The 16196-nt window shown below is 72.8% G+C and carries 15 protein-coding genes; 9 read left to right on the forward strand and 6 right to left on the reverse strand.

The annotated features are described in order from the left end of the window. The first annotated feature begins 96 nt into the window (after window positions 1-96). A complete protein-coding gene (locus tag ACFO6V_RS04470) occupies window positions 97-747 on the forward strand; it encodes a hypothetical protein (protein ID WP_377132661.1) in 651 nt (216 codons plus the stop codon). Between the two features lie 30 nt (window positions 748-777). On the opposite strand, the gene ACFO6V_RS04475 is transcribed toward ACFO6V_RS04470, so the two are convergent. Both ACFO6V_RS04475 and ACFO6V_RS04480 read right to left on the reverse strand, forming a co-directional pair. Further along, entirely contained in the window at window positions 778-1704 is a 927-nt protein-coding gene (locus ACFO6V_RS04475) for an alpha/beta fold hydrolase (RefSeq protein WP_377132663.1), read from the reverse strand. Then, the gene (locus tag ACFO6V_RS04480) at window positions 1691-2281 is read right to left on the reverse strand and encodes a GNAT family N-acetyltransferase (protein ID WP_377132665.1); all 591 of its coding nucleotides are present in this window, start codon (window positions 2279-2281) and stop codon (window positions 1691-1693) included. Before ACFO6V_RS04480 ends, ACFO6V_RS04475 begins: the two co-directional genes overlap by 14 nt. A gap of 80 nt (window positions 2282-2361) precedes the next feature. Here ACFO6V_RS04480 and ACFO6V_RS04485 point away from each other — a divergent pair, with 80 nt between their 5' ends. From ACFO6V_RS04485 to ACFO6V_RS04500, 4 genes are all read left to right on the forward strand, one after another. Then, on the forward strand, window positions 2362-3282 hold the full coding sequence (locus ACFO6V_RS04485; RefSeq protein WP_377132667.1) for an aminoglycoside phosphotransferase family protein: 921 nt from the start codon (window positions 2362-2364) through the stop codon (window positions 3280-3282). Between the two features lie 74 nt (window positions 3283-3356). Continuing rightward, the gene (locus tag ACFO6V_RS04490) at window positions 3357-4322 is read left to right on the forward strand and encodes a DUF389 domain-containing protein (protein ID WP_377132967.1); all 966 of its coding nucleotides are present in this window, start codon (window positions 3357-3359) and stop codon (window positions 4320-4322) included. A gap of 78 nt (window positions 4323-4400) precedes the next feature. Next, a complete protein-coding gene (locus ACFO6V_RS04495) occupies window positions 4401-5282 on the forward strand; it encodes an MBL fold metallo-hydrolase (RefSeq protein WP_377132669.1) in 882 nt (293 codons plus the stop codon). 94 nt (window positions 5283-5376) lie between these two features. Further along, the gene (locus ACFO6V_RS04500) at window positions 5377-8760 is read left to right on the forward strand and encodes a S8 family serine peptidase (RefSeq protein ID WP_377132671.1); all 3384 of its coding nucleotides are present in this window, start codon (window positions 5377-5379) and stop codon (window positions 8758-8760) included. Between the two features lie 64 nt (window positions 8761-8824). Here the strand turns inward: ACFO6V_RS04500 and ACFO6V_RS04505 are convergent, their stop codons facing one another. Together ACFO6V_RS04505 and ACFO6V_RS04510 are read right to left on the reverse strand one after the other, a co-directional pair. Beyond that, window positions 8825-10399 carry an alkaline phosphatase D family protein gene (locus ACFO6V_RS04505; protein ID WP_377132673.1) on the reverse strand — a complete coding sequence of 525 codons (1575 nt, stop codon included), beginning with the start codon at window positions 10397-10399 and terminating at the stop codon, window positions 8825-8827. Between the two features lie 79 nt (window positions 10400-10478). Continuing rightward, the gene (locus ACFO6V_RS04510) at window positions 10479-10748 is read right to left on the reverse strand and encodes a hypothetical protein (RefSeq protein ID WP_377132675.1); all 270 of its coding nucleotides are present in this window, start codon (window positions 10746-10748) and stop codon (window positions 10479-10481) included. Between ACFO6V_RS04510 and ACFO6V_RS04515 the strand changes: the two genes are divergently transcribed. Then, a complete protein-coding gene (locus tag ACFO6V_RS04515) occupies window positions 10747-11352 on the forward strand; it encodes a GbsR/MarR family transcriptional regulator (protein ID WP_377132677.1) in 606 nt (201 codons plus the stop codon). The genes ACFO6V_RS04510 and ACFO6V_RS04515 overlap by 2 nt on opposite strands. Here the strand turns inward: ACFO6V_RS04515 and ACFO6V_RS04520 are convergent. Beyond that, window positions 11270-12511 (reverse strand): MFS transporter, encoded by a 1242-nt coding sequence (locus tag ACFO6V_RS04520; protein WP_377132679.1) that lies wholly within the window; start codon window positions 12509-12511, stop codon window positions 11270-11272. The two genes, ACFO6V_RS04515 and ACFO6V_RS04520, sit on opposite strands and share 83 nt — an antisense overlap. 47 nt (window positions 12512-12558) lie before the next feature. Here ACFO6V_RS04520 and ACFO6V_RS04525 point away from each other — a divergent pair, with 47 nt between their 5' ends. From ACFO6V_RS04525 to ACFO6V_RS04535, 3 genes are read left to right on the forward strand one after another with little or no spacing between them, the layout of a single operon-like run. Further along, window positions 12559-13605, forward strand: a complete 1047-nt coding sequence (locus ACFO6V_RS04525; protein ID WP_377132681.1) for a LacI family DNA-binding transcriptional regulator — start codon at window positions 12559-12561, stop codon at window positions 13603-13605. A 41-nt stretch (window positions 13606-13646) separates the two neighbouring features. Further along, window positions 13647-14315 carry a response regulator transcription factor gene (locus ACFO6V_RS04530; protein ID WP_377132683.1) on the forward strand — a complete coding sequence of 223 codons (669 nt, stop codon included), beginning with the start codon at window positions 13647-13649 and terminating at the stop codon, window positions 14313-14315. After that, entirely contained in the window at window positions 14312-15595 is a 1284-nt protein-coding gene (locus ACFO6V_RS04535; RefSeq protein ID WP_377132685.1) for a HAMP domain-containing sensor histidine kinase, read from the forward strand. The genes ACFO6V_RS04530 and ACFO6V_RS04535 overlap by 4 nt, the downstream gene beginning before the upstream one ends. Here the strand turns inward: ACFO6V_RS04535 and ACFO6V_RS04540 are convergent. Beyond that, window positions 15558-16088 carry an SgcJ/EcaC family oxidoreductase gene (locus ACFO6V_RS04540; RefSeq protein WP_377132687.1) on the reverse strand — a complete coding sequence of 177 codons (531 nt, stop codon included), beginning with the start codon at window positions 16086-16088 and terminating at the stop codon, window positions 15558-15560. The genes ACFO6V_RS04535 and ACFO6V_RS04540 overlap by 38 nt on opposite strands. Window positions 16089-16196 lie beyond the last annotated feature (108 nt).

A 16196-nucleotide genomic window follows, 5' to 3' on the forward strand; every position in this document is an offset into this window, starting at 1 on the left:
AGCCACGCCCCCGCACCGCATCCGGCCCTGGTCTGGTCCTGCTGCGACGGTGGTCATACCCAGGTCGTACGAGCTGCCCCGCGCTACCGTCTCCGCATGCCTCTGTCAGCCGAAGCCGGACCCTCGCCCGTCACCGCAGACGATCTCGACCACGCCGTCCAGCTCGCGATCGCCACTCTTCGCGAGGCGCCCCCAGCGGCCTGGGACACCGCGGCCGGGTCGCTGGAATGGACCTGCTGGGAGACCGTCGAGCACCTCAACGACGACCTCTTCGCCTATGCCGCCCAGCTCGGCCCGAGGACACCGCCGTCGGACGGCAACATTCCCTTCGTCTGGGAGAGCCGGCGACCCGGCGGCCCCGCGAACGCCATCCACGCGGACCGGACGGCGGGACCCGCCGGGCTGCTGCTGGCGCTGGAGGCGACCGGCGCGCTGCTGGTCGCGATGGTGCGCACGACGCCGACGACGGTCCGCGCTCACCACGGCTACGGCGCGTCGGACCCGGAGGGGTTCGCCGCGATGGGGATCGTCGAGACGCTGGTGCACACCCACGATCTGGCCGCAGGACTCGGGCTCCTCTGGGACCCGCCCGCCGACCTGTGCTCCCGGGTGCTCGCCCGCCTGTTCCCGGACGCACCGAGCACGACGGAGCCCTGGCCCACCCTTCTCTGGGCCACCGGACGCGGTGACCTCCCGGACCGGCCGCGACTCACCACCTGGCGCTGGTACGGCGCGCCCCGCGACTGATCGGGACCGAGGTCCGCACGCTTCGCGCCGCTACGCGGTAGCCGTGCCAGATGCCGGCGTGGGCTCCGCCACCAGGTGCCGGGTCTGCTGCGCGACGGTCCTCCAGGACGCGGGCGGCAGGTCGTGCCCGACGCCGGGAAGGATGGTGAGCCTCGCGCCAGGGATCACGCGAGCCACGTCGCGGGAGGCCGACGTCCTCATGATCGGGTCGTCCTCGCCGTGCAGCGCGAGGGTCGGCGCGACGACGTCGCGCAGCCGGGGGCCGTGCCACTTGGCGCCCAGCTGCCGGTTCCGCGCGTCGTCGTCGCGTGCGCCGGCGCCGAGCTCACGTTCGGCCAGTGCGCGTGCCTCGTCCTCGTCGACGGGGTTCGCCGGCGAAGCGATTCCCCTGATGATGGCCATGGATGCCGCGATGTCTCCGTCTCGCCCTTCCGGGAATCTTGTCGTGGCGAGCTTCGCGAACAGCCCGAACCGCACGTAACGCAAGAGGGCGAGCCCGGACGCGTCGCTCGGCGCGCCGGCGTTCGAGACGATCGCGAGGGTCCGCTGCGGGTGGCGCAGGGCAAAGCGCTGCGCCACCCCACCGCCCATGGACGAGCCGAACACGACAGCGCGCTCCCAGCCGACCGCGTCGAGCACCGCGGCGGTGTCGTCCACGAGGTCCTCGAAGGTGTAGGCCACGGCGTCCTTCCCGAGCAGCGTCGCCCACGGCCCCCGCCGGGCGGTCTGGCTGAACCGGGTGGACTCCCCCGAGTCGCGCTGGTCGTACCTGACCACGTCGAAGCCCTCGTCCGCGAAGGCCTGGCACAGCCCGTCCCGCCACCAGAACCTGGACATCGCAAGCCCCATCACGAGCACCAGGGGCGTACCTCCGCCCTGCCCGAACCGGTCATAGGCGATCTCGACGTCTCCGTTGCGGGCGTAGGCGGTCTGCGACCAGCTCTCATGATCGGTCATATGAGTCACCCTGCCCGCTCGGAAGGTCGCGAACCATCTCGTGGTTGACGCCGTCGACCATCTCGACCCGCACGCCCGTGTCGACGTACCCGCACTTCCGGTAGGCGCCCTGGGCGCGGAGGTTGTGCTCGTTGACGTGGAGCCGCACCCGCGGGACGCCGATACCCCGGAGCCACGCCTCCGTCTCCGACAGCACCGCCTGCAGGACGCCGCTGCCGCGGTGGCCGGGCCGCACGTAGACGCCCACGACGGCGGCGCGCATGCCCGGACTCGTCTCGCCGATGTAGTCGGGCTCGCCCGGCGCCGTCACCAGCGCGGTCACGGTGCCGGCGAGGTAGCCGTGCTCGTCGATCGCGACGAACTGCCCCACCGTGGTGCCGGAGGCGGCTGCGCGGGTCCGTTCCTGCCAGTAGCTGTCCGGTCGCTCGAGGGCGACCTCGATCCTGTCGAGGTAGGCCAGGTGGGCGATCGGGTCGCGCAGCGCCTCGAGCCGCAGCTCGCGCAGCCTCCGCCACTCCTCTGCGCGGACCCGGCGCACGGTGTACGACCCTGACGCTGCACCTGCCTCGGCTGTCATGGGTCAATCGTCGCAGGGTCAGTGCCGCCGTCACAGCGAAAAACGTTGGCCCGGACCTCGTCCGTCCCGATACTTGTGCGATGTCCCTCGCGCCGCTCCCCGCGTCCGTACGTCAGCGGGCCCTCGACTGGTACGGCGACCGGGGCCGGGCCTGGGTCGACGCGCTCCCCGCGACGGTCAGCGACCTCGCCGCGGCATGGGACCTGCACCCCGCGGGAGCTCCGTTCACCGGCGGCACCACCGCCTACGTGCTGCCGCTCGACCGGGCCGACGGCACTCCCGCAGTGCTCAAGCTGGATCTGCAGGACGTGGAGAACCGGTGCGAGCCGACCGCCCTGCGCGCCTACGACGGCGACGGCGCGGTGCGCCTCCTCGAGTACGACCCCGACTCCGGCGCGATGCTCCTCGAGAGCGCCCGCCCGGGAACAGCACTGCTCGCCCGCCGGTTCCCCGGCCTGAACGAGCACGACGCCGCACGGGAGCGCTTCGCGATCGCCTGCGACCTCTTCCGCAGGCTCTGGCGCGCCCCGGTCCCCGCCGTCGGCTACCCCGAGATCCCCAGGGCCGTCGATCTCCTCAAGGGCTGGGCCGAGTACTTCGACGAGGCGGCGGGCCGAGTGCCCGACGTCGCCGAGGAGCTCGCGCTCGGCGTGCGCCTGTGCGACGCGCTGGCGGACGCGGACGAGGTAGGGATCGCCAACCGCGACAACCACCTGAGCAACGTCGTCTCGTCCGTCCGCGAGCCCTGGCTGCTGATCGACCCCAAGCCGGTGCTGGCCGAACGCGCCTTCGACGGCGGGTACTTCCTGTTCCAGCAACAGGTCCACGGACCCGTCGGCGGCACCGAGCTGCTGCACGCCGTGGCCGACGGGCTCGGTGCGGACCTCGAACGCGTCCGGGCCTGGGCCATGCTCCAGGCGGTCGTGCACGTCGCCGACGCCGGAAGTGCCGCCGAACGCGAGGCCGGAACCGGCGTCCTCCGCGCCATAGAACGCGCCTGAGCCGGGCCCCGCTCGTCAAGGTTGTATCAATGCCGGCGTGGCACGCCGTTTCACCCGGCTACTGTTTCGGCGTGATGCAGCACCTACGCGTGGTGAGCCCGCCCGCGAGCACCCCGGACGTCCTGGACCTCTTGAAGGCCAACCCCGCCGCCACCAACGTCATGGTGCTTCCCGCGTGCGCGGTCGACCCGCCGGGTGACGTCGTCATGGCGGACGTCGCCCGAGAGGCGCTCAGCCCCGTGCTGGAGCGCCTGACCGACCTGGGTCTGCAGCGCGAAGGATCCATCGCCGTCGAGTCCGTCAACACTTCGCTGTCCCACCACGCCCGGCGCGCCGAGGACGCCGCACCCGGGCTGCCGGAGGACGCGCTCGTCTGGCACGAGGTGGTGGGCCGCACGGAGGTGGAGGCGCGCACGTCGCTCGGCTACCTCGCGCTCATGGCCCTCGCCACGACGATCGGCATGATCGGCGTCCTGTTCGACCAGCCGATCCTCGTGGTCGGTGCCATGGTGGTCGGCCCCGACTTCGGGCCGCTGGCCGCGATCTCGGTAGGGCTGGTCGGGCGGCGCTGGCGCACGGTCCGGCGGGCCGTGGCCACGCTGGCCGCGGGGTTCGGCGCCGGGTTCGTCGCGTCGGTGGTCATGGCGCTGCTGCTGCAGGCGTGGGGCCTTGCCGACCAGTCCACGCTGCTGGCCGACCGGCCCCAGACGTCGTTCATCTGGGCACCGGACACCCTGAGCTGGATCGTCGGCTTCCTGGCCGGGGCGGCGGGCATGATCTCCCTGACCTCCGGCCGGTCCGGCGTCCTGGTGGGCGTGCTGATCTCCGTGACGACCGTCCCCGCGGTGGGGAACGCGGCGGTCGCGCTCGCCTACGGAGTCGGCAACGAGGCCACGGGCTCGCTGGCCCAGTTCGCCATCAACGTCGCGATGATCGTGGCCGGCGCGGTGACGTGCCTCCTGATCCAGCGGGCCTGGTGGCGGTTCCAGCCGCGGTCCGCACCCGGCCGGATCCGAGTAAGGACCAGGACCGGCCGGTAGCGCTCGGCGTCCCTGGCACGCGGTCTATCGTGACGGCATGTCGCTGATGGGAAGAGACGACGGCCAAGGAGGAGCTTCGTGCTGAGTCAGGTGGCGGCGGGCGTGCTGACGCACCAGAGCGAGCTGCTGGAGAACAACGCGGTAGTCGTCCAGGGCCCGAGCGGCGTGCTGCTCGTCGACCCCGGGCTGACCGAGTCCGAGCTGACCTGCCTCGCGGGCGACCTTCGCGAGCTCGGCCAGACCGTCGTGGCGGGGTTCGCGACGCATCCGGACTGGGACCACGTGCTGTGGCACCCCGAGCTCGGCAATGCCCCGCGGTACGGGACGACCCGCTGCGCGGCGGTCATGCGGGAGTTCCGGTCCGACCCGGACTGGAAGGCGCGCGCCGCCGAGGGGCTGCCTCCCGAGATCGCCGAGGAGACGCCGCTGGACCTGTTCGGCCTCATCACCGCTCTACCGGCCGGAACCGTGGAGATCCCCTGGGCGGGACCGCGGGTCCAGGTCGTCGAGCTCCCCGCGCACGCTCCGGGCCATGCGGCGCTGTTCATCGAGGAACGCCGGGTGCTCGTCGCCGGCGACATGCTCTCCGACGTCCTGGTGCCCAACCTCGACGTCCTGAACGACACGAACGACCCGATCGAGGAGTACCTCGTCGGGCTGCGACGACTCGAGGGTCTGACCGACAGGGTCGACGTCGTCGTCCCTGGGCACGGGTCCGTCGGCGACGCCGACGAGCTGCGCGCACGGATCGAGCTGGACAGGGCGTACGTGCTCGCCCTGCGCGAGGGCCGCGTCCCCAGCGACCTGCGGGTCGGCGAGACGGCGAAGCCCGGCTGGGAGTGGACCAGCGACATCTCCGCCGAGCAGGTCCAGCGCCTCTCGGAACGCAGCCGACATGCCGGAACCCCTGGCGCCGAGGCCTCCGTCGATATCGAGGCCGACGCATCCGGTCAGGACTGATTCCGCAGGTCACGCAACCCTTTCTCGGGTCTCGCGCGTCTGGTAACCGTGGCGCCGCACAGGCGGCGCGCTCGACCCGGACGGGAGAAACCCGATGCGTAAGAGAGCAAGTGCAGCGGCGGTCGCGATGGCGGTCGCACTGGGCGGGGGGACGTGGGCGACCGCGGCCGTCCCGCAGGACACACCGGCACCACACCACGAGCAGGAGTCCCCGGCAGCCGCGGCGCAGGGTCGTCCCGCGACCGTCACGCTGCTGACCGGCGACGTCGTCACGGTACGGACCGCCCCGGACGGCTCCGTCACGGCGACGGCGGAGCCCGGCGCGGGCCGCGAGGGCATGGCCTTCTTCCAGCAGCGGGAGGGAGAGCATCTCTACGTCGTCCCGCGCGACGTCGCGCAGCTCGTGCCCGGCCGCCTGGACCGCGCGCTGTTCGACGTCGCAGGCCTGGTCAAGGCCGGGTACGACGACGCGTCCCGCGACACGCTGCCCGTGATCGTCCAGGCAGCTGCGGCGGCCGGCTCCTCCGGCGGCAGCGCCCGGTCAGCAGCGCCGGCCGAGCAGAACTGGGCGACGTCGGGCATCACGCCCGACCGGAAGCTGGAGTCGGTGGGGGCGGTGGCCGACGTCCTGCCGAAGGGCCGGGCGGCGAAGCTGCTCGACGCCCTCGCACCGGCCGGCGCCGGCGCATCCGCGAAGAAGGCCGACAGCGGCAGCGTCGGATACGTCTGGCTGGACCAGCCGGTCCGGACCTCGGACGCCGACTCCAGCCCGCAGATCGGCGCCCCCGAGGCGTGGGAGGCCGGCTTCACGGGTGCGGGTGTCACGGTCGCCGTGCTCGACACCGGCATCGACGCGACGCACCCTGACCTGGACGAGGTGGTGGTCGGCGAGCGCGACTTCTCCGGCAAGGGCAACGTGGTCGACGGCGACGGCCACGGCACGCACGTCGCCTCGATCCTGGCCGGTTCGGGCGAGGCGTCCGGCGGCGTGAACAAGGGCGTCGCCCCGGACGCCGACCTGCTGGTCGGCAAGGTCCTCGACGACAACGGCGACGGCACGCTGTCCGGCGTCATCGAGGGCATGGAGTGGGCGGCCGCGGAGGGCGCCGACGTCGTGAACCTGTCGCTGGGCAGCCTGTTCTTCGACGTCCCGTCCCCGGACGCCGTCGCGGTGGACGAGCTGACCGCTACGTACGGCACGCTGTTCGTCGTCTCCGCCGGCAACTACGGCGAGCTCGGCCAGGGCAGCGTGGGTTCGCCCGGCATCGCGGCGAAGGCCCTCACGGTGGGCGCCGTCGACGACGCGGACGAGGTCACCGTCTACTCCAGCCGTGGCGGCGCCGACGCCGGGCTGCTCAAGCCCGACGTCGTCGCCCCGGGTGACGGGATCGTCGCCGCGCGGGCCGCGGGAACCACGGGAGGCGACGTCGTCGACGACCTGCACGTGGCGCTGAGCGGCACGTCCATGGCCGCCCCGCACGTGGCGGGCGCCGCCGCGGTGCTCAAGCAGGCCCGGCCGGACCTCTCCGCTACGGCGCTCAAGTCCGCGCTGATGGGCTCGGCAGTGCCGACCGGCGCCGACGTCTGGACCGAGGGCGCGGGGCGGATCACCGTCCCCGGCGCCATCGCGCAGCAGGTCACGGCCACGCCCTCGGTCTCGTTCGGCACCTTCGCCTGGCCGCACGACGGCGAGACGGCCACCGACACCGTGACCTACACCAACGCAGGGTCCGACGACGTCATGCTCGCCCTCGCGAGCGACGTCACCGACTCGGACGGCGCGGATGTCACCGGCGCGCTCACCCTGTCGGCGGACTCCGTGGTCGTGCCGGCGGGCGGGACTGCGACCGTCGACGTGACCGCTGCCGACGGCCCGGGCGCCATCGGCGCGATCGGCGGCACGCTCGTCGCTACCGGGACGGACGGGACCACCGTACGCACGCCCGTCGGCTGGGCCAAGGAACGCGAGTACGTGAACCTCACGGTGCGCGCCGTCGACCGGGCGGGCGAGCCCGTCAGCGCCGACACCTGGGGCGCCGCGATCAAGCTGGACGTCGAGAACGGCGGGCTCTTCGGCACCAACCTCTTCTTCGAGGACGGAGTCGCCACGGCGCGCGTCATCCCGGGCGTGTACAGCCCGGTGGCGTTCATCGAGACGCTCGACGACGACAACGCAGTCACCGACGCGCTGTTCCTGTCGAGCGGTGAGGTCGACGCCACGGCCGACGCCGAGGTGCTCCTGGACGGCACGAGGGCGCAGGAGGTCACGACCTCGACGCACCGGCCGGCCGAGCTGGCCAGCCTGGGCCTCTCCATCGAGACCGAGGACTCGGCAGAGGTCGTCACCGCGGGGGTCAACGTGATGTACGGGCCGGAGACGAGCCTCGCCCTGACCCCGGTGCCCGCCGCGAAGCACGGCGACTACGACACCATCGTCCAGGCGACGCTGCTGGCGCCCACCACAGGGGCCAACAGAGAGGACAAGGCCGCGCCCTACCGCTACGACCTCGCCCACCACAGCGAGGGCGTCGAGGTACCGGCACTGGTGGGCGACCGCAGCACCACGGTCGCCGTCGACACGAGCTACGGCGCCTCGGTCGGCGACACCCATCTCGCGCGGCGCCACTACTGGGAGCCGGGCACCATCATCGCCGGCGGCGCCGTCGAGGCGATCCCCGTCGGAACGCGGCGCACCGAGTACGTGACGGCCCTGCCGGGCAGGTGGTACCTCGGGTCCGAGATCCAGGAGGACGGCGTCGGAGTGGTGCTCACCGAGGCCGTGCGACACGTCTGGAGCGAGCCGGGCCGAGCCCGGCAGGGGCTGGCGACGGGTGCGCTCGCCCCGTCGGCCACCGCGGTCACGCCGGTCATGCAGTGGGGCGGGGACCTCTGGCTCACGCCGTCGGGCCGGGCCGATGCCGACAACGGCGTGCTGTGGGGTTCCGACATCGTGGAACGCCTGCGCGTCTGGCAGGACGGCGAGCTGATCGACGACGTCCCCGAGCCCTACTCCTTCCCTACCGTGCCCGAGGGCGGGGCCGACTACCGGATGCTGCTGGAGAGCACACCCGACGACCCCGCCTACCGGCTCGCCACCAGCGTGACCGGCGAGTGGGAGTTCCACGCGCGGCCCGACGACGCGGACGAGGCCTACCCGCCGGTGCTCGACACCACGTGGGAGGTGCGCGGGCTCGACCCGTCGGGTTCCGCACCGGCGACCACGCGGGTGCGGGTCGACGCCGGCTACCCGGACGGCGCGTACGACACGTCGACGGTCGAGGGCGCCCGCCTGTGGTGGTCGTCCGACGACGGCGCCACCTGGCGCCGGGCCAAGGTGATCCCGACCGGTGACGGCACCTTCGTCGCGGCGGTCAAGGCGCAGGCTGGTGCCGAGCACGTCTCGCTCAAGGTCGAGGCGTGGGACGCGGCAGGTGCGTCGGTCACCAAGACGGTAGTCCGCGCATACGCCGTCGACTGACTCACTCCGTTGAGTGCTGGGTATTTGCGCTGTCTTGAGCGATCACTGCGCAAATACCCAGCACTCAACGTTCTGGCGTCGAGCACCTGGCCGGCGGCCAGCGCCTCGGGTCGAGGGTGGTGGCCCACAGGGAGCGACCGGTCTGGTCGCGTAGGTCGACGCGGACCTGTCCCGTCTCGCCGTCGATGTTGACCTCGCCGAAGTGCTGGAAGCCCTCCAGCGGTGAGGTGTTGGCGCGCGGCGGGGAGCTGACGAACGCCTGCTCGGGCCCGAACGTCGGGTCGAGCCGGTTCGGGCCGAACGCGCCGGCGTGCAACGGGCCGGAGACGAACTCCCAGAAGGGGTCGAACCCCTCGAACGCGGCCCGCTCGGGCGCGTAGTGGATGGCGGCGGAGTAGTGCACGTCCGCGGTGAGCCAGACGGTGTTGCGCACCCGCCGTCGGCTGATCTCCTGCAGCACCCACGCGAGCTCCGCCTCGCGGCCGTTGGGCACGCCGGGCTGTCCGTTGGCGACGCCCTCGATCTTGTCCCCGTCGGGCACGACGATGCCGATCGGCATGTCCGAGGCGATCACCTTCCAGGTCGCGCGGGAGCGGTCCAGCGACTCCACGAGCCAGCGTGCCTGGCGCGCGCCGAGGATCCGTTCCGGTGTGGTGCCCGTCGAGTTCGGGTCGCGGTAGCTGCGCATGTCGATCACGAAGACGTCGAGCAGCGGGCCGTGGGACACCTTGCGGTACACGCGACCGTCGACGGCGTCCTGCTTGCGTACCGGCTGCCACTCGTGGAAGGCCTGGTACGCCCGGGCGGAGAGGACGTCGGCGCGCTGCTCGGTGTACCGGTCGTCGTTCAGGATCTCGCCGGGGTACCAGTTGTTCGTCACCTCGTGGTCGTCCCACTGCACGATCTGGGGCACCTTGGCGGCGAAGCGGCGCACGTTCTCGTCGAGCAGGTTGTAGGCGAACTGCCCGCGATACTCGGCAAGCGTCTCGGCCACCTTGGACTTCTCCGGCGTGACGACGTTGCGCCAGACCCGCCCGTCGGGCAGCGTCACGGCCTCCTGGAGCGGCCCGTCCGCGTACACGGTGTCGCCGCTGTGCAGGAAGAAGTCGGGGTTGCGGGCGGCCATCGCGTCGTAGATCGTCATGCCGCCGATGTCGGGGTTGATCCCCCACCCCTGGCCGACGACGTCCCCCGACCACACGAACCGCACGTCCCTGCGGTCCCGGGGCACGGTGCGGAACTGTCCGGTCAGTGCCTCGCTGTCGGCCCGGCCGTCCAGGTCCTGCGCGACGACGCGGTAGTGCACCTCCTGCCCCGCCGGCAGGCCGGTCAGCCGCACCTCACCGGTGCCGTCGGTCGTCGGCGTCAGCAACGGGCCGCGGATCCGCACCGCGCGCCGGAAGTCCGGATCGCGGGAGATCTCGACGAACATCCGCGCCGGCCGGTCGGCCCGGGTCCACACCACCGCCCCGTCCGTGCGCGGATCGCCGAGCTGTACGCCGTGGGTCAGCGACGGGCGGCCGGCCCGCGCGAACGCGGGAGCGGCGAAGCCCGGCGCGGCCGGCAGCAGCAGTCCGGTGGCGGCGAGGCCGGCGGCACCGAGCAGGGTGCGCCGGTCGATTTCGGGACCAGGGTTCATGGCTCCCGTTCTAACCGCGCCGGAAGACGTCCGGGTAGCCGCGGCCCGACCACCGGGTGAACCGGCGGTGGCCCGCGCGTCAGTCGCTGGCAGGTTCGCCGAACTCCGCCCGGATGATCTCGAACATCGGCTCCCAGGACTTCCACTCGGTGTTGGTGTGGGCGGCGACCGCGTGCTCGCCGTCCGGGGAGCTGACCGCGAAGAAGAAGTGGCCCCAGAGGCTGCCCGCCGCGCCACGCAGCGTCGGGCCGCCGGTCGCCGCGCCGTCAAGCTCGAAGACGCCGAGGCCGTAGCGGCTGTGCGGCATCCAGTGCGCGCCGTCCGTCGAGACCGTCGTCCGCGACGTCATGCGTAACGGCGGGCCCACCGCCTACGACGCGTCCGACGCGCACCAGGCCGGCAAGCGACCGCCGCGGCGCGGAACCGCGCCGGCGTCCCGTCCACCGGGAAGCGACGACCTCGACGGGCGCGACCCGCGGATCGTGGGCGAGGTGGCCGAGCGGACCGCCGAGCTCATGATCCGGTCCGGCATTCCCCCGATGATGGCCAGGGTGCTCGCCGCGCTCCTCACCACCGACGGCGGCAGCCTCACCTCGGCGGAGCTCGTCCGGCGCCTGCAGGTCAGCCCCGCCGCGATCTCCAAGGCCGTGGGCTACCTCGAGAACCAGAAGCTCCTGCGGCGCGAACGCGACTCCCGCAGCCGGGCGGAGCGCTACGTCGTCGACGAGGACATCTGGTTCGAGGCGGTCATGGCCAGCGTGCGCGTCGACCTCCAGATCGCCGAGGTGTGCAGGGAAGGTGCGCGGAGGCTCGGCGGTACCACCCCCGCCGGTGCCCGGCTGGAGGGGATGGGCCAGTTCCTCCAGCGCGTCAGCGAGGACCTGGCGCGCTCCGCCGAGCACTGGCGCGAGGTCTACGCACGCGACGGTCAGCCGCCCTCTCCCCCGGCGTGATCAGCGGAGTGAGCAGCAGGAGCAGCGCGCCGAGGCATGCGACGGCGAGCATCGCGCCGCGCAGGCCTACCGCGTCGGACCAGAAGCCCACGTAGGACGGCCCGAGCAGGAACCCGAGATAGGCGACGGTGGACGCCGTCGAGGTGGCGCGGCCACGGTTGGCCTCGTCGACGCGGGACGAGACGACGGACAGGATCATCGGGAACAGGACGGCGGTGCCTGCTGCCGCGAGCGCGATGCCCAGCGCGCTCACCGCCAGGTCGGGGCCGAACGCGACGACCACGGCGCCGGCCGCGGCGGCGGTCGCGCCGGCGGCGATGGTCGGACGGGCGTACGCGGCGCTGATGCGTCCGGTGCTGAACCGGGTGATCGCCGCGGTGGCGGCGAAGACCGCCGGGGCCAACGTGCCGACCGCGGGGCTGGCGCCGAGCGCGTCGGTGGCGAAGATGGCGCTCCAGCTCTGGTGGGCGTTCTCGCTGGCGAAGGCCAGCGCGCCGAGCAGGCCCAGGCCGATCAGCGACAGGGTGGGCAGGGCGGGGAGCCGCGTGTCGGCGCTCCCGGCCGGGACCGGCTGGGCGGGCACCGCGGCGCCGGGCCTGGCGGGAAGCACCCTCGCCATCACCGCCGCGGCGAGGAGCGCGGCCACCGCGACGATGGCGAACGGGGTCACGACCGGCGCCCCGGCGCTCGTGAGCAGACCGGTACCGAGGCTGGCGACCACGACGAACGAGGAGAAGACGCCGTGCACCCGGGTGATGAACGGGCGTCCCGCCTCCCGTTCGGCGCGTCCCGCGACGGAGTTGATCGCGACGTCCGAGGCGCCGGAGGTGACGCCGATCAGTGCCAGGGCGAGCGACGCGCCGGCCAGGTCCTTGGCGAGGAAGACGGCGCCGGCGCCCACCAGCCCCAGCGCGGCGATGGCGACCGCGGCCACGCGCAGACCCCACCGGTCGATCGCCCGGCCGGTGAGCAGCATCGCGGGCAGCGCCCCGGCCCCGACGAACAGCAGGGCCACACCGAGCCCGGCGTGATCGAGCCCCGCCTGGGCCCGAAACCCGGGGATCGAGGCACCCCAGGCACCCCAGAAGGCTCCGAAGACCGCGAAGGCGATCGTCGCGGCAGCAGCCGTGGACGGCACGGCTCGAAAGTGTCGTGACATCTGTGTAACGCTACACAACGCCGCCGTCCGCGCATAGACTCCTGTCCGTGAACAGCCATGTCCCGCGCCGAGCCACGCTGGCGCAGGTCGCTGAGCTCGCCGGCGTCTCGACGATGACGGCGTCGTACACGTTCGGCAGGCCGGAGCGGGTCTCCGCGGCCTCGCGGGAGAAGGTCCTCGCCGCTGCCCGGACCCTGGGCTTCACGGCGCCCGACCCGGCCGCCAGATCGCTGCGCCGGGGCAGGGCGGGGGCGCTCGGCGTGGTGCTGGGCGAGCATCTGACGTACGCGTTCGACGATCCGCAGGCGACGGCCTTCATGGCGGGCGTGGCGGAGGTGTGCGCCGAGCAGGGACAGGCGATGACGATCCTGCCGGTCGCCGACGCCACCACGGACGTGGCGCGGATCAGCGCGGCGGCCGTGGACGGCTACGTGCTGTGGACGACGGAGGACGGCGCACCGGTGGTGGACGCGGCGATCGCGACCGGCCGCCCCGTCGTCGTGCACAGCGGCCCGGCCGCCGCAGGCGCGCACGTCGTGGGGATCGACAACCGTGCGGCGGCCCGGGCGATCGGCCGACTGGTCTTCGCCGGCGGCACGGTGCCGGCAGTGCTGAGCTTCCCCCTCACCGCTGCGCGTGCGGCGGCCGTCGTCGCCGGTCCCGACCCGGACGACGCGACGTTTCCCGTGACCCGCGAGCGGTTGCTCGGCTTCCGGGACGCTGCCGACGACGTCGGCACCGACTGGGCCGACGTGCTCGTCGCCGTGTGCTCGACGAACGACGCCCGCGAGGCACGTGCCATGACCCAGGAGCTCATGTCGCGCGCCGACCGCCCGGACGCCCTCGCCACGATGAGCGACGAGCTCGCGTCCGGCGCCTTCCGCGCCATCGAGGCCGCCGGGCTGCACGTGCCGACCGACGTCGCGCTCACCGGCTGGGACGACGCGGAGGCCGCGCGCGCCCAGGGCATCACCTCGGTCGCGCAGTCCATGCGCGAGCAGGGCGCTGCGTGCGCCCGGTACGCCCTCACAGGCACGCGTGCCGACTTCACCGATCAGTGGCACATCGTCGAGCGGGCCTCCACCGCGCGATGACGACGGCCGGCCGCGGCTCCGCGGAGGATTAGTGTTCGTTCGTGCACGTGCTCCTGGTGGAAGACGACGAGTCGCTGGCGATGTCGTTGCAACGCGGGCTGGTCCGGTACGGGTACGAGGTCGAGTGGGTGGCGAGCGGCGCCGACGCGCTGCGGGCCGACCCGGGCGACGTCGTCCTGCTGGACCTGGGGCTGCCCGACACCGACGGGCTGGACGTGTGCCGGGAGCTGCGGGCACGCAGCGACGTCCCCATCATCGTCATCAGTGCGCGCAGCGACGAGGTCGACCGGGTGGCGGGCCTGGAGCTCGGGGCTGACGACTACGTCTCCAAGCCGTTCGGGGTGCGAGAGGTGATCGCCCGGATCAGGGCCGTGATGCGGCGGGTGAACCCCGGCGGCGGCCCGGCCGGCGTCGGCCACTACGGCCGCGTCACCATCGACCGGAGAGCGGCACGCGCCTACCTCGACGACGTCGAGGTGCCGCTCGCGCGCAAGGAGTACGAGCTCCTCGCCTTCCTGACCGAGCAGCCGGGCGCCCTCCTGACCCGGGAACGGATCATGGAGGTGGTCTGGGACCTGAACTGGTTCGGTCCCACGAAGACCCTCGACGTGCACACCTCCGCGCTGCGGCGGAAGTTCGCGGGCGCGCTGACCATCGAGGCGGTGCGGGGCGTCGGCTACCGCCTGGTCGTCGAGGGCGCCGAGCAATGACCCGGCGGCTGATCGTCAGCTACGTGATCCTGATCGCGATAGCGCTCCTGGCCTTCAAGCTGCCGCTCTCGGTTCCCGTCGGCAACCACCTGCGGGACGACACCGAGGCGACCGTCCAGGGCGACGCCATGACGATGGCGCTCCTGCTGGCGGACGGCGACACCGACGCGCGCGCCGCACTGGCCGAGACGATGTCGGCGTACGAGCGCGACACGCCCGGCGGCGTGGCCGTGCTCGAGTCGTGGGACGGCGGGGACGCCACTGCCGAGTGGAGTGACGTCGAGCTGGTCGTGACCGTCCCGGCGACGCCGAACGGCGCCGTGCGGATCAGCTACCCGACCAGCGCGCTCCGCGAACGGGTCCTGGACGTCTGGCAGCTGCGGGCCCTGCTCGCCGTCGGCATCCTCGCGGTGACGGCGCTGCTCGGCGCGCTGGCGGTGCGCCTGCTGACCAAGCCGCTGGGCGACCTGCAGACGATGGCCGGCAGGCTCAGCGACGGCGACCTCGCGGCCCGCACCGCCGTCGCGGGCCCACCGGAGACGCAGACGCTGGCGCTGGCCCTGAACTCCGCCGCCGAACGCCTGGAGACCCTGGTCGCGGCCCAGCGGGTGTTCGTGGCCGACGCCTCCCACCAGCTCCGGACGCCGCTGACCGTGCTCCAGCTGTCGCTGGAGAACATCGCCGACGGCGTCGAGGACACGGCCGTCCGGGAGGACGTCGAACGGGCGAGCCGGGAGGTGACCCGGATCAGCGGCCTGGTCAACGGGCTGCTCGTGCTGGCAAGGGCCGAGGCCCGCACCGTCGGCACGCAACCGGTGCACCTGACGGAGCTGGTCCGGCAGCGGCTCGACCTCTGGCGCCTCGAGGGCGACGAACGCGACGTCGCGTTCCGGCTGACCGGAGCCTGGGACGCCGATCCGGTGGTCCTGGCGGGCCCGGGACAGATCGAGCAGGTCCTGGACAACGTGCTCTCGAACGCGCTGAGCGTCTCGCCCGACGGGGCGGCCATCACCCTCGACGTACGGGCCGGGGCCGACGGCGTCGTGCTCGAGGTCCGCGACGAGGGCCCGGGCATGACAGACGACGAGAAGGCCCGCGCGTTCGACCGGTTCTGGCGCGGGCCGGGTCATACGGGCAGGTCCGGCTCCGGGCTCGGTCTGGCGATCGTGAGACAGCTCGTCGCGGACGCCGGTGGGGACGTCGTGCTCGACGACGCCCCCACCGGCGGACTGACCGTACGGATCAGCTGGCGGCAGGCAACAGCGACGAGTGGTGGTTGATGATCAGCCACTCGCCGTGCACCTTCTCGTACACGAAGGTGTAGCGCGCGTCCGCGAAGGTCTGCGTGCCGTCGTCGGCGGTGAAGGTGAACGTGTACAGACCGGTGTCGATCGCCGTGTTCTTGTCGAGCACCTCGATGACGGACTGGGTCCGCTCCCCGCTCGGGTTCTTCGCGAGGAAGTGCTCGAAGTAGTCCACGAGCCCGGCGCGGTCCGTCCGGACCACTGGCGAGAGCGTGGGCAGCAGCACCGCGTCCGGGGCGTAGAGGTCGGCCACCTCCTCCGGGTCGCCGGTCTCGACCGCGGCGTTCCAGCGGTCGAAGAGAGCGCTGATCTCGGCCTTGGTCGGCGTGCCGTGCTGGGTCGCCGCCTGCGCGTGGCTGGCGGACTGCGCGTGCTGCGGCGCAGCGGCCACGGCGGTGGCTACGGCCGGTCCGCCAAATGCTGCGGCGGCCAGCACTGCCCCTGCGCCGATGACCCAAATCTTCTTCATGGATGTCTCCCTGGCATAACGGACGTACCGGAGCCATCACTGTCGCAAGGCGCGGGTTAGCGGAGAGTGAGCGCCGGTCAAGCCGGTGGACAGGGAACGCGGGCCGGC

This window comes from Promicromonospora alba, assembly GCF_042654905.1.
Classification (GTDB): domain Bacteria; phylum Actinomycetota; class Actinomycetes; order Actinomycetales; family Cellulomonadaceae; genus Promicromonospora; species Promicromonospora alba.

What these genes read in the sequence shown, in the direction of transcription:
- ACFO6V_RS04470 (WP_377132661.1), top strand. Translation starts at nt 97, where the DNA reads ATGCCTCTGTCAGCCGAAGCCGGACCCTCGCCCGTCACCGCAGACGAT.
- ACFO6V_RS04475 (WP_377132663.1), bottom strand. Translation starts at nt 1,704, where the DNA reads ATGACCGATCATGAGAGCTGGTCGCAGACCGCCTACGCCCGCAACGGA.
- ACFO6V_RS04480 (WP_377132665.1), bottom strand. Translation starts at nt 2,281, where the DNA reads ATGACAGCCGAGGCAGGTGCAGCGTCAGGGTCGTACACCGTGCGCCGG.
- ACFO6V_RS04485 (WP_377132667.1), top strand. Translation starts at nt 2,362, where the DNA reads ATGTCCCTCGCGCCGCTCCCCGCGTCCGTACGTCAGCGGGCCCTCGAC.
- ACFO6V_RS04490 (WP_377132967.1), top strand. Translation starts at nt 3,357, where the DNA reads ATGCAGCACCTACGCGTGGTGAGCCCGCCCGCGAGCACCCCGGACGTC.
- ACFO6V_RS04500 (WP_377132671.1), top strand. Translation starts at nt 5,377, where the DNA reads ATGCGTAAGAGAGCAAGTGCAGCGGCGGTCGCGATGGCGGTCGCACTG.
- ACFO6V_RS04505 (WP_377132673.1), bottom strand. Translation starts at nt 10,399, where the DNA reads ATGAACCCTGGTCCCGAAATCGACCGGCGCACCCTGCTCGGTGCCGCC.
- ACFO6V_RS04515 (WP_377132677.1), top strand. Translation starts at nt 10,747, where the DNA reads ATGCGTAACGGCGGGCCCACCGCCTACGACGCGTCCGACGCGCACCAG.
- ACFO6V_RS04510 (WP_377132675.1), bottom strand. Translation starts at nt 10,748, where the DNA reads ATGACGTCGCGGACGACGGTCTCGACGGACGGCGCGCACTGGATGCCG.
- ACFO6V_RS04520 (WP_377132679.1), bottom strand. Translation starts at nt 12,511, where the DNA reads ATGTCACGACACTTTCGAGCCGTGCCGTCCACGGCTGCTGCCGCGACG.
- ACFO6V_RS04535 (WP_377132685.1), top strand. Translation starts at nt 14,312, where the DNA reads ATGACCCGGCGGCTGATCGTCAGCTACGTGATCCTGATCGCGATAGCG.
- ACFO6V_RS04540 (WP_377132687.1), bottom strand. Translation starts at nt 16,088, where the DNA reads ATGAAGAAGATTTGGGTCATCGGCGCAGGGGCAGTGCTGGCCGCCGCA.